General features: G+C 35.8%; 12 protein-coding genes. 5 read left to right on the top strand and 7 right to left on the bottom strand.

The genetic code is table 11. The annotated features are described in order from the left end of the window. Positions 1-233: 233 nt before the first annotated feature. Positions 234-815 (top strand): TetR/AcrR family transcriptional regulator, encoded by a 582-nt coding sequence (locus tag FJQ98_RS09790; protein ID WP_053593629.1) that lies wholly within the window; start codon positions 234-236, stop codon positions 813-815. A 54-nt stretch (positions 816-869) separates the two neighbouring features. Then, positions 870-2,078, top strand: coding sequence for a YhgE/Pip domain-containing protein (locus FJQ98_RS09785; protein WP_053593630.1), 1,209 nt, complete (start codon positions 870-872; stop codon positions 2,076-2,078). A 90-nt stretch (positions 2,079-2,168) separates the two neighbouring features. On the opposite strand, the gene FJQ98_RS09780 is transcribed toward FJQ98_RS09785, so the two are convergent. Together FJQ98_RS09780 and FJQ98_RS09775 are read right to left on the bottom strand one after the other, a co-directional pair. Continuing rightward, the gene (locus tag FJQ98_RS09780; RefSeq protein ID WP_053593631.1) at positions 2,169-2,429 is read right to left on the bottom strand and encodes a hypothetical protein; all 261 of its coding nucleotides are present in this window, start codon (positions 2,427-2,429) and stop codon (positions 2,169-2,171) included. Beyond that, complete coding sequence (locus tag FJQ98_RS09775) at positions 2,426-2,995, bottom strand: TetR/AcrR family transcriptional regulator (protein WP_053593632.1); 570 nt, start codon at positions 2,993-2,995, stop codon at positions 2,426-2,428. The genes FJQ98_RS09780 and FJQ98_RS09775 overlap by 4 nt, the downstream gene beginning before the upstream one ends. Positions 2,996-3,207: 212 nt before the next feature. Between FJQ98_RS09775 and FJQ98_RS09770 the strand changes: the two genes are divergently transcribed. Continuing rightward, the gene (locus tag FJQ98_RS09770; protein ID WP_053593633.1) at positions 3,208-3,966 is read left to right on the top strand and encodes an SDR family oxidoreductase; all 759 of its coding nucleotides are present in this window, start codon (positions 3,208-3,210) and stop codon (positions 3,964-3,966) included. A 461-nt stretch (positions 3,967-4,427) separates the two neighbouring features. Here FJQ98_RS09770 and FJQ98_RS09765 read toward each other — a convergent pair whose 3' ends face one another. From FJQ98_RS09765 to FJQ98_RS09755, 3 genes are all read right to left on the bottom strand, one after another. Further along, complete coding sequence (locus FJQ98_RS09765) at positions 4,428-5,240, bottom strand: DUF6612 family protein (protein WP_053593634.1); 813 nt, start codon at positions 5,238-5,240, stop codon at positions 4,428-4,430. Between the two features lie 220 nt (positions 5,241-5,460). Further along, the gene (brnQ, locus tag FJQ98_RS09760) at positions 5,461-6,798 is read right to left on the bottom strand and encodes a branched-chain amino acid transport system II carrier protein (RefSeq protein WP_201406686.1); all 1,338 of its coding nucleotides are present in this window, start codon (positions 6,796-6,798) and stop codon (positions 5,461-5,463) included. Positions 6,799-6,983: 185 nt separating this feature from the next. Next, on the bottom strand, positions 6,984-7,736 hold the full coding sequence (locus tag FJQ98_RS09755; protein WP_053593636.1) for an alpha/beta hydrolase: 753 nt from the start codon (positions 7,734-7,736) through the stop codon (positions 6,984-6,986). Positions 7,737-8,097: 361 nt separating this feature from the next. On the opposite strand from FJQ98_RS09755, the gene FJQ98_RS09750 reads away from it, so the two are divergent. Next, the gene (locus FJQ98_RS09750; protein ID WP_053593637.1) at positions 8,098-8,979 is read left to right on the top strand and encodes a LysR family transcriptional regulator; all 882 of its coding nucleotides are present in this window, start codon (positions 8,098-8,100) and stop codon (positions 8,977-8,979) included. A gap of 234 nt (positions 8,980-9,213) precedes the next feature. On the opposite strand, the gene FJQ98_RS09745 is transcribed toward FJQ98_RS09750, so the two are convergent. Together FJQ98_RS09745 and FJQ98_RS09740 are read right to left on the bottom strand one after the other, a co-directional pair. After that, positions 9,214-10,011 carry a DUF1835 domain-containing protein gene (locus tag FJQ98_RS09745; protein WP_053593638.1) on the bottom strand — a complete coding sequence of 266 codons (798 nt, stop codon included), beginning with the start codon at positions 10,009-10,011 and terminating at the stop codon, positions 9,214-9,216. Between the two features lie 14 nt (positions 10,012-10,025). Next, positions 10,026-10,649 (bottom strand): LysE family translocator, encoded by a 624-nt coding sequence (locus tag FJQ98_RS09740; protein WP_143114658.1) that lies wholly within the window; start codon positions 10,647-10,649, stop codon positions 10,026-10,028. Between the two features lie 359 nt (positions 10,650-11,008). Between FJQ98_RS09740 and FJQ98_RS09735 the strand changes: the two genes are divergently transcribed. Next, a complete protein-coding gene (locus tag FJQ98_RS09735; protein WP_053593639.1) occupies positions 11,009-11,392 on the top strand; it encodes a hypothetical protein in 384 nt (127 codons plus the stop codon). Positions 11,393-11,896: the final 504 nt, after the last annotated feature.

Raw genomic sequence — 11,896 nt, 5'->3', positions numbered from 1 at the left:
ACAGGACATGGCAACACCATCTGTGGAGAGCTTTGTAACGCTTCTCTTAAGTATATAAGATCCCCACTGCTTTAGCTGTGGGAGTAGTCAGCTTGTCATTTTAATCTACCTGACCGATTTTTTTGACTACCCGAGCGTTTCTTGATTTCCCCTTTCCATTAATATTCTTATTGCATAAGAAATTGCTCTATGCTAGCATGTAAGTAATTACTTGCACGAAAGGAAGTATTCTATTGTCAACAAAGGGTACCGCAGAACGAATCATTGAAGCAGCTTTACAACTCGTCAGTGAGAAGGGCTATACCGCGGCAACAACTAAAGCAATTGCTGAATTAGCAGGGGTCAATGAAGTAACAATTTTTCGCCATTTCGGTAACAAGCGTGGCATTTTAAAAGCCATTATTGAGCAATTTTCCTATTTTCCTATTTTGCAGGAAGAGATCAATAAAAATGCTACATGGGATTTGGAAACAGATCTACTAAATTTCTCTTTAAAGCATTTTAACTTTTTAATGTCTATTAAAGACTTTGTAATGATTGGCTTTAAAGAAGCGATGCAGTTCCCTGAAATTAATGAAGAGATTGCTAATACCCCGCTCCATATTAAAAATGAGCTAATTCATTATTTGCAGGAAATGCATGAAAGAGGAAAAGTTAGAGAGATTGATTTTGAAGCAGTAGCGTTATCTCTTATCGCTATTAATTTTGGGCATTTTATTTCAAGGGCACGTTTAGGAACAATCGTTTCTGATATGCCTACTGAAATATTGTTAAAAACGAGCATTTCAATTTTTTCTAGGGGATTGACTTCCTAGAAAAAATTTTTCCACTTGATGCAAGTAAGTACTTACTTTACAGGAGGTCTTTGTATGAAAGGTTTACAAGCTTTATTTAAAATTCGAGAAACTTATGTTGGTATTGTCATTACAATTGCATTTCAAGTAATTTTCTTTTCCGTCTGGATGACTGCCTATGATGGTGTAAATGATAGAACAGAAAATTTAAAAATTGGATTAATTAGTGAAGATACAGAGATGGGGCAACAAGTAGTAAATGAAATAAAAGAAACACTACCTTTTACAATAGAAAATTACACCTCACTAGCCAATGCTGAACAGGAATTAAATCAACGTAATATCAATATGGTTATTCATATTCCAAACGACTTTACGAGTCAATTACAAGCTGGTAAAGAGGCTGAAATTATTTACTCTATTAATCAAGCAAATGCAAGCATCACAAAAAACATGATGGAAGGAGTAGCCAAACAAGTAACAGAGGAAATTAACCACCATACGTATCCTTTACAACAGAGCAAGACCATGGACGTATTTTCTCAAAAGTTCTCACAACTGCCAATGGAACAAAATACAGCACAACAAATTAACGAAACCGTTGCTACAACAATTATGAGCGTAAAGGATCGTGCAATAGATTCTACTATTATTAAAACAAATAATGTTGAAGAGTTCGCTGCGAATTTTGTCCCATTAATGGTTATTATTTCGTCGTTCGTTGGTGCAATGGTAATGATTATGCAGCATCAGCAGGCTGCACAACTTGTGCAAGATACCATTTCAAAATGGCAATTGTTCCTAGCAAGACAGCTTATTAATATTGGTGTAGCCTTTACCCTTCCGTTATTAACAATCGGTTTAATGCATCTTTTTAATATTTCAAGTGAAGAAAGCTTTTTAACAATCTATCTTTTTCAAGCATTAATGTTCTGGGCTTTCCTCTGCTTGGTTCAATCCTTTGTCATAATTTTTGGTAATTTGGGTATGGTTTTTAATATTTGTGCCCTTTCGTTACAACTTGTTACATCAGGTGTTCTTGTTCCACAAGTGATGCTATCCGATTTTTACAATAAACTATCTTCTCTTCTGCCAGCCACTTATGGAGCAGATGGCTATTACACAATTATTTTTGGAGGAAGCTCTGACAATCTAATGAGTAATAGTAGCTCGTTAGGAATTATCATTGCTGTAACTTTGGCCATTTCTACTGCAGTCGTTGCTTTAAAAAGATCAAACGTAAAAAGCAAAAGTGAGCAAATTACACCTGCTACCGTTCAATAATATTGTCATAAAAAAGCAATGTACTAATGACGAGTTAGTACATTGCTGATAGAGTTTAAAAAATGGCCAAGGAAATCTTTGTGCATGTTGTCATGCTTTAAATGAAGGTGATTTCCGTTCCAGGCTATTCGCCTTCCTGTGGGTGAGCGTCGAGCCAATTACTCCACTTATGTTGTTGTTGTTGTTGCTGACGCTTCGCTTTCGCACAGATAAACATTGTTGCTGACGCTTCGCTTTCGCACAGATAAACATTGTTGCTGACGCTAGCGAAGCGACAGCAACAAAGCGCTCAGTCGGAACGGAAATCACCCACCCCTTGTTTTGCCGAAGAAATATAGGAAATTCCCTCATTTATTTTCGCCAATTCGCAAAATAGCTGCAAGTTGCTTATTCAAGGTGCTAACGCTATCTGTAAAATCTTGACGATACCACTGAATGATCAAACCGATGATTGCGTTTGCTTGATAAGCACTATAATAATCAATGGATATCTCGTTGTGAGTTTTATGAGCTGTTAGGTCTCTTTTCATGAGCGAATGAATTCCATCAAATAGCATGTAATAGTAGGTCAGAGGCACATTTTTTGAAAAAACAATGCGATAGAATATTTTAAAGCGCTCAATATGATGAAAAATACGAATCGTATTTGGATCTATTTGATTCTTATCCAATGTTGTTACTGCACGGTACGGTTCCTCATAGGAATTATACAAATCCTCCATAATCTCCTGAAAATATTCCTCAAATAACCCCTCCTTTTGCTCATAATGCAAGTAGAAGGTACCTCTGTTCACCTTTGCCACCCGGCAAATTTCTGCGATTGTAATGTTTTCTAAAGGCTTCTCACTTAATAAAGTCAGTAAAGCATTATGTAATGCTTGCTTCGTTTTGACAACTCTTAAATCGTTAACGCTCAAATTTTCATCCCCTACTAAACAGATTTTTTATATGTGTTGATTACTGAACAGTTTTTAGTATTTTGCATATTGAAATCGCTTACAAAACTATTATATTATTTTAATGAACACATGTTCAATATCTAACATAATATATCCAGGAAATGTTCATACACTATTATGTACTAGGACAAACTCTGGTGAAACACTATAAATAATAGGAGGTTTTTTTGATGAGATTAGAAGGTAAAGTAGCAATCGTAACAGGTGCAGCGTCAGGTATGGGGAAAGCAATCGCAGAAGGTTATGCAAAAGAAGGTGCAAAGGTTGTAGTTTCTGACTTGAATTTAGAGGGTGCACAAACTGTTGTTGAAGGTATAGAAGCAGCTGGTGGCTCTGCGATCGCCGTTCAAACAAATGTCGCTTCAACAGAAGACTTACAACGCTTATTTGATGAAACTAAAAATGCTTATGGCAAATTAGATATTTTAGTTAATAATGCTGGTATTATGGATGGTATGGAGCCAGTTGGTGAAGTTTCTGATGATCGTTGGGACAAAGTATTCGCGGTAAATACAACTTCTGTTATGCGTTCAATGCGTATGGCAACAGAGATTTTCCTTGCTCAAGGACATGGTGTCTTTGTTAACAATATTTCTGCTGGCGGTCTATATGGCGCTCGTGCTGGGGCTGCCTACACTGCTTCTAAACATGCTGTTGTTGGTCTAACAAAAAACACAGCATTTATGTATGCAGATAAAAATATTCGCTGTAATGGCATTGCTCCAGGTGCTGTTATAACAAACATTGCCTCTTCCATGACAAATGTGAGTCAAACCGGAGCAGCTCGCCAAGCACTAGGTTTATCCATTAACCCACGTGCTGGACAACCAGAGGAAATCGCTCAGCTTGCTATTTTCCTTGGGTCAGATGAAGCGAGCTTTGTAAATGGACAAGTAATTGCTGTTGATGGTGGTTGGACAGCTTACTAATTTTCTATATTGCACATATGGAATAGAAAAGGTTATTTCATTACAGGTGTGTTGATTAACCATTTTTATCCACCCTAATTAATTATAAGACTCTGATTTCCGCTACGGGCTACTCGCTTTCCCGCGGGAGTCGAGTAGCCCTACGCTACAATCAGTTGGAAATGGGAATATGTTAGCAAAATAGCAACAAAAAAATCCTTTTATCGCTCATAAACCTATTTTTTCCTAATCAACACTCCTTATTTCATTAGGTAGAATGTTTAAAATGAGTTCGGTATTGTATCGAACTCATTTTATATTTGGCCTTTATCCGTTTCGCAGCTAGTATTCGGTATAATTTGTAAGTTCTCTGTTAAAATACGTTATACTTTTAAATTCCTTTCAAGTAATTAAATAAAATTTCATAAAATAGAACTATCGCTTTTAATATTTTAGTACGATTGTTCCAGAATTGTAGTGTTTTAAAGTTCATCCATATTAATGGAATTCCTACTAATTCCTTCAGGCATAGAAAAATAATGTACATTGTTTACATCCGAATAAACCATATCAGAATTTAAAATTATATTTGACTTTTCAGTTCCTTGATATAAATTTATATCCGCAATAATATTAGTTGATTTCAGTAAAAAGTCTTTATCTAATATTAGTGTATATTTGACTTCATTAATCGTTGTCTTTAAGCGCTTTGAATCCAATTCCCTTTTCATATTATTTTCAACATAATCTGTTACATATGCTAGACTCTTTTTATCTGATGAATCAGTAACTTTGGCAATCAATATGTACTCATTTTCTCGGTACTGAAGTTCAAATATGTCTTCAAATTCCATCAATCTCTTGATATTTTCTAATAAATAACCTTCTCTTAACATTTCCTGCTTTTCAGCCCTATCTAATTCAGATATCTTGTACCAGCGTTCACTTTTATTAAGATTGTAATATTCGCTATCAATATCAATATAAGCCTTAGTCACATCTTCAGGATCAACGTAATTATAATAAATAAGAAAAGGCTCCTTCTGAACTACCATATCCATTGTGTAAGTTTGTTCTAATTGTTCATTTTTAGAATCGACAGTTTTAGAACCGACAGTTGCTTCTATCTTCGTCTTATAGCTTGTAATGGTTTGTTCAAATACATTGTTAATTACTGTCGCTTTTGAAATACCTTCCGAAACTTCCTCAAGCGTATCCTCGGATTCTTCTTTGCTGCAGGCTATCAAAAAAAGCACTAGGACTAACATGAAAGATTGTAATAATTTTTTCTTCATAAAATTTCTCCTCAAATTTACTACCATAATAATAACATTCTTATATGGTTAATTTAACCAAACGAATTATATGATTTACGAAAAAATCATCATTATCAGTGTTAAAGTTATCAACCTGCTTAAAATGCTCAAAATATTTACAATTAAGTTTTTATGTCAGTATGTGAATAACTCTCAAAACAAAAATACCACAACCCATAGATTGTGGTATTTAAAACTATTACATTCTTTTTGCTGGAATTAAATATCCAATCAAAGCCCCTATTAGCGCTGGTAATATCCATCCTAAGCCCATGTCGTAAAAAGGTAAAATGTTCGAATAAGCTTTCTCAATTGCATCAAAAATACTTAATTTCGCCGTAGGAATGCTAACTACTAATGCTTTATAGCCATCAATCAAACTAATAAAAATTGTAAAAATCATAGCAATCGCGTATACCGTTTGCTTATTTTTAAATAGTGATGAGCTTAATGCAAGGACAATTAAGACAATTGCTAGCGGATATAAGAACATCAGCACTGGAATGGCAAACTTAATAATATTCGTTAATCCGAAGTTAGCAATCGTAAACGACACAACACACAATAACAAAACAAACCACTTATAGCTTATTTTTCGGAACACTTCGTGGAAAAACTCACTACAAGATGTGATTAAGCCAATACTTGTCTTTAAACAAGCCAGGACAATAATAACTGCCAATAAAATAGCCCCAAATGATCCGAAATAGTGATCTGCCACTGCAGCAAATATTAAACCACCGTTATCAAATGTACCAACAGCCTCAATACTCGATGCCCCCATATACGTTATTAAACCGTATATTAGCATCATTAATGCCATGGCAAAAATACCAGATTTCCATGTTGCCTTAGCAATTTCCTTTTTATCTGAAATTCCTGCGCTTTTAATTGCATTTATAACGACAATCCCAAAAGCTAATGACGCTAGTGCATCCATTGTGTTATAGCCTTCTTTAAAACCTGTCATAAATGCTGAATCAATATAGTCTCCCATTGGCTGTTGGAAATGCCCCATCGGCTTTAAAATACTAATAATAATTAAAATAAATAACACAACCAAAAAGGCTGGTGTTAAATATTTACCGATATAATCCATAATTTTCGCTGGATTTAATGAAAAATAATAAACGATGGCGAAAAATACGAAGCTAAATAAAGCAAGTAGAAGTGTTGTATGCTCAGCCTGAATATATGGTTCAAAGCCAACAACAAACGGAACTGTCGCTGTACGTGGAATCGCAAAAAAAGGACCGATCGTTAAATAGAGTGCTAATGAAAAGATGATGCCGAATAATGGATGAACACGGCTCGCTAAGTCACGCAAACCGTTACTACCTGATAAACCATTGGCTAAAATACCCAGAAACGGTAAACCGATAGCTGTTACTAAAAATCCAATTAGTCCAAACCAAAAGTTGGTCCCTGCTAATTGTCCAAGCTGAATTGGAAAAATAAGATTCCCTGCTCCAAAATACAGTCCGAAAAGCATCGTGCCGATGACTGCATATGTTGAAAAAGGTATTTTCTGTTGCATTTTGATGTACTCCTTAGATGTATTTAACTATTGCAAATAATTTAGTCGAAGGGATTTCTCACTACAATTCCACTATGGTATCAGGCATTTATTTTAAAAACAATAGTTTTTTCTTTTATAATCGTTAATTGTACAGTTCCTAGCTTTTAGTAGACAAAACTAAAAGAGCTGTCTGGTGACAGCTCTTAGTTTGCTACAGACCACTCTACATGATCTAAAAATTTGTATACATCCTCATACACTTTTTCACGCTCTTTGTCTAACGTAATAATATGACCAGAATTTTCATACCAAATAATTTCTTTATCATCAGTTTCCACAGTATTTAAAATGAATGGTGCACTTTCTTGATAAAGTTCATCATCTAATGAACCTTGTAATACTAATGTAGGTGCTTTGATTGTAGATAATTCATCGCGTGTTTCTGTAGTTAAACGTGTCACACCATCCAATGAATCCTTAGGTGTAATACGTAATTCATGTAATTCTGAAATAATTTGATCTTTTGATTTATTTTCAAAATGTTTATATAAACGAGCGTAATGATATAAACGTGTAAATAAGCCTTTTGAGTTATCACGTGTGATTGGAGCACACATGGCAACACATGCTTTCACTGGAAACGTCTCTGCTACTTTTAACGAAAATACGCCGCCAAGTGAAATTCCTACTACCGCGATTTCTTGATAGCCTTTACTTTTTAGGAAGTTATAACCTTCCACAACATCGTTCCACCAGTCTTCTGGTCTTGTTTCAAGTAACGCTTCTGGCTCTACGCCATGCCCACTATAAATCGGTGCATGAACTGTATAACCACGTTTTGATAAAAATTCACCTAGCTTTTTCACATCTTTTGTGCTACCTGTGAATCCATGCAGTAATAGTACGGCTTTTTTGCCTCCCTCAATTGTTAGAGGTTGTGGCTTTGAAAAATTCATTTTATAATATCCCCTTCACGGAAACTTGTAATTGTGTAATTTATGTGTCTATCTTAACACCCTTTATTCATAATGTACAATTTATAGTTTTTATCATATTAATGTCTTTCATGCATCAACGATGTGAGGTTAATGGCTGTTATATCACACTTTCTGTTACTTTCATTTTGCATTCTTCATTTTACGTGCTCCGTTTGTTAAAAATTTTTTCATCCCGCATTAACGAGCCCGTTTGGTGAAGACTATTAATCACTAGGAAAAACCCCCACTGATTAAAGTTTCTCTTCATGTGCCTATACTTCCAACTCTTTTACCGTTATAATGCAGTTAACTCAAAAATAACCGGAATAGAGGTGAAAATATGGAGTGGCAACAATTAGAATACTTTGTAACAGTAGCAAAGCTTGAGCATATGACACGTGCTGCTGAAGCATTAGCGATTTCTCAGCCAGCATTAAGTCGTTCGATTTCTAAGCTAGAAGAGGAATTAGGAGTACCCTTGTTCGACCGACAAGGACGTTCGATTATGCTCAACCGATATGGCGAGCTCTTTTTGTACCGTGTCCAACGCATGCGCAAGGAATATGAAAAAGCAGTTTTAGAATTACAGGAGCTTAATAACCCAGAGCTAGGTGATGTATCACTCGGCTTTTTACATACTCTTGGGACTAGCATCGTACCTGATTTAATCCGCTCTTTTCGTCAGAAGCATCCGCATATACGCTTTCACTTTACACAAAATTACTCACATTCCCAACTGAAGCAATTACTCGCAGGAGAGTTAGACATTTGCTTGCTTGCAGCGATTGACACAGAACCGCCTGTTTGCTGGAAGGAGCTGTGGCGTGACGAACTTTATATTATGGTGCCAATCGACCATCCCTTCGCCACTCGGAAAAGCATCAAAATGAAGGAACTTGAACATGAAAATTTTGTTCTGATGAAAAAAGGTTACGCATTGCGCCGTACCGCTGATAAATTATTAAATGCTGCAGGTATCAAGCCGAAGATTACCTTTGAAGGTGATGAGGTATCAACAGTTGCTGGTTTTGTAGGTGCTGGGCTTGGCGTATCATTGCTGCCTGTTGACGAAGACTTGAATCCAAATAAATTAGCTAAAATTCGTGTGGAGGATATGGTTTGTGAACGTATAATAGGTATGGCTTGGATTGAAAATCGATATCTTCCACCATCAGCGCGACAATTTCAGCAATTTGTATTCGATTTTTACGAAAAAAAGTAATCGAAAGCTCCTACCATCTGAAGCATAAGCGAGTAACAATTTCACCTCTGCGTAATTGTTACCCGCTTTTCTTTATATGTTTAACTGGCATTTGGAAAAGTCAGTGTAACAGACGCATCTACTATTTAACCTTTTACGAAAAATTTTTAGAGTTCCATAAAGACAATTTTCTTGAACAACAAAAACCACCTTCTCCAAATGAAAGGTGGTTACTACAAAGAAGCTATTTTATCATTATTTTCCTACATATTTTACTTGATAAGAATACATTTCTGTCGTATCGCCATCAATTTCAAAAAGTCCCTGCTTTGCAAGGGCTATCAGACGTCTTCCCACAAACTCTTCACTTAAATAGTCATCTATTGCACCAATTGTTTCACCTATAACACGCATCGGTATAAGCCATTCCTCTTTTAGCTCGGCATGTGCTCTTTTCGCACATTCAATAATAATAGGATCTAATGCATCTTCCGCTACATGTACAATTCCATTTTGCCAAACTCGCAGTGTACTGGGTTTTTGTTTCAGCACTTCCCATTCCTTTGCAAGTCGCTGACAATCATCAATAGAAAAGCGCTTTGCCTCGGAACGGAGCTTCATTAGCATATCTGACGCAAGCTCACCAGTATGACGAATCATCATGTTTGGCTGTACACGTTTCAAGCCTTCTGTAGCATCAATCCCATATACCATACTACATTTATTGATCAACTCGCTCATGATAAAACGTAGCCCTATCTCTTCATGAGAACTTTGGCTATACCATACCCAGACATCAACATCACACGGTAAACCTGCCATTTTTTTCTTCCATTCTTCATGAATATCCTCGTACAATTCACGTTCTTCATTGTCATTAAATATATAGGCTTCTAACCAGTTTTTTCGTTCTTCTAAGCTGTTAAGTGGGCCAATCGAGAAAATATCATTGACACAAAGCACCGACTCATCTCGCTGTAAATGGTTTTGTCGTATCGCATGTTTTATAGAACCTTGTGTAGATAAGCTAAAAGTAATATGTAAAATTGCCATGAAAATCCCCCCTTTTACTGTTTACTAAGCGCTATTTGTATACCAATAAAAGTGAAAAGGACGCCTTGAATCATATTTAATCGTTCAGCAATTGCGGGCTTCCCAATAATCACTTTTCTTACTTTACCGGCAAAAATACTAAATATTGAAAATAGTATAAGCGCTTGTACTAAAAATACAATACCCAATATTAACATCTGTAAACCTACATGACCATTAGATGGAGTTACAAACTGTGGCAATAGTGCTAAGAAAAATAGAGAAACCTTTGGATTTAAAATATTCATTAAAATCCCTTTTCTATATAACGTCACATAGGCTTGTACATTTTGCTGCTCTAATGTGAATGGATCACCTTTCGCTCGAAATGATTGCCACGCTAAATACAATAAATACGCCGCTCCCGCAAATTTAACAATAGAAAAAATAACTGTGGATTGATAAATAATAGCCGAAATACCAAGAACAGCGGCTCCTATATGAACAAGTAAGCCTGTACATAGACCAAGTGATGTTGCTATGCCAGCCTTTTTATCCTGTGTAATGCTTTGTGCAAGAACAAATAAATTATCTGGTCCTGGCATTAGTGTTAAAATAATCGCTGCTCCTAAAAACGCCAATAACGTTGAAAATGCCAATTCTACCCCTTCTTTCTATTACTTTTAGAAATATGCTCATCATAATGTGGGGTTGATTTCCGTTCCGAATGGTCGCTTTCCTAGGGGCGTCCAGTCGGAACGGAAATCAACTTATATACATGACATATGTTTTAACAAAATGTCATTCCCAACTTTCAGTAATGAACAATTACTTTTAGAAAAGAACCATTATAAAATGTTTTTTACATTATACTACATGGTGGAGCGTTCTTCTATTTTTTTACAAAAATACCCAACTAATTATGCTCGTATAAGCAACACTTTTCTCTCTTAATACATTATAATGAATATTATCATAACGTAAAAGTAGTATTGTTTTGAGAAAGAGGTGGTTGTCGATGGCGGTAAGTGATATTGTAAAGCAATATGAAGATGAGCAAGGAAATGTCTATTATAAAATGAAAACACATGCTATCGAGGTACAGGCTACGCAAACTTCAGGTTTAGCGCCTGTTATTACCTATTGGATGGGTGAAAAAGAGATTACTGACGATATTCGAAGTTTGCGCTTCAGCCCTCGCCCTCCATCAAGTTATATTCAAGATTACGATGAATTTCAAGCCATGCTTTATTCAAAAGAACAAGGTGCTATCAACCAGCTTTATGAACAAATGAGTATCAAACCGAAAAATATGTCATCAGGAAAACAAATATTATGGAGTTTCTTCGTAATTGTTTTAGCAATGCTCCCACTATTAATCGCAGTTTGGTGGCTCAAGTAAGCAAAGTGCGTTACCCCTTGCACTTTATCCTCGTTTGTTCAACATTCCCTACTTATTTATTCAAAACTTTCTATTAACTTTCCTATTCAGCTTGACAGACACGCTGAAGTAGTGCATTCTTTATTCAATTACTTTTTAAAGAAATGGGACTTCAACCAAAAACAATCAGTTAGAGCCCATACAAAAAAGATGTTGGATTATAAAATAAAAGCGAGCGAAGACTAGTACCTAGAAACTGCTTGATCAGAGAGCGATGCCCATCGGCTGTAAGGCATTGTACAAGAAAGACTAAAGAACCTACTTCGTAAAACGTCCTAGCTAAACTAGGCGCAGTCTCAAGCGTTATGAGTAAAGTGGAATGTCAATGATGTTCAATGTAGGTGGTACCACGGAAAGCAACCTTTTCGTCCTAATTTATTAGGATGGAAAGGTTTTTTATTTTTAACTTCTTTCAGCAAATGAATGCGGATTTAAGTTACTTTTCAGCGGGTGTCCAAACACCTG

Source organism: Lysinibacillus agricola (genome assembly GCF_016638705.1).
Classification (GTDB): domain Bacteria; phylum Bacillota; class Bacilli; order Bacillales_A; family Planococcaceae; genus Lysinibacillus; species Lysinibacillus agricola.
The sequence above is the reverse complement of the archived record's forward strand: the minus strand, read 5'-3'. Positions and strand labels throughout refer to the sequence as shown.

What these genes read in the sequence shown, in the direction of transcription:
- FJQ98_RS09785 (WP_053593630.1), top strand. Translation starts at nt 870, where the DNA reads ATGAAAGGTTTACAAGCTTTATTTAAAATTCGAGAAACTTATGTTGGT.
- FJQ98_RS09780 (WP_053593631.1), bottom strand. Translation starts at nt 2,429, where the DNA reads ATGAGGGAATTTCCTATATTTCTTCGGCAAAACAAGGGGTGGGTGATT.
- FJQ98_RS09770 (WP_053593633.1), top strand. Translation starts at nt 3,208, where the DNA reads ATGAGATTAGAAGGTAAAGTAGCAATCGTAACAGGTGCAGCGTCAGGT.
- FJQ98_RS09765 (WP_053593634.1), bottom strand. Translation starts at nt 5,240, where the DNA reads ATGAAGAAAAAATTATTACAATCTTTCATGTTAGTCCTAGTGCTTTTT.
- brnQ (WP_201406686.1), bottom strand. Translation starts at nt 6,798, where the DNA reads ATGCAACAGAAAATACCTTTTTCAACATATGCAGTCATCGGCACGATG.
- FJQ98_RS09755 (WP_053593636.1), bottom strand. Translation starts at nt 7,736, where the DNA reads ATGAATTTTTCAAAGCCACAACCTCTAACAATTGAGGGAGGCAAAAAA.
- FJQ98_RS09750 (WP_053593637.1), top strand. Translation starts at nt 8,098, where the DNA reads ATGGAGTGGCAACAATTAGAATACTTTGTAACAGTAGCAAAGCTTGAG.
- FJQ98_RS09745 (WP_053593638.1), bottom strand. Translation starts at nt 10,011, where the DNA reads ATGGCAATTTTACATATTACTTTTAGCTTATCTACACAAGGTTCTATA.
- FJQ98_RS09735 (WP_053593639.1), top strand. Translation starts at nt 11,009, where the DNA reads ATGGCGGTAAGTGATATTGTAAAGCAATATGAAGATGAGCAAGGAAAT.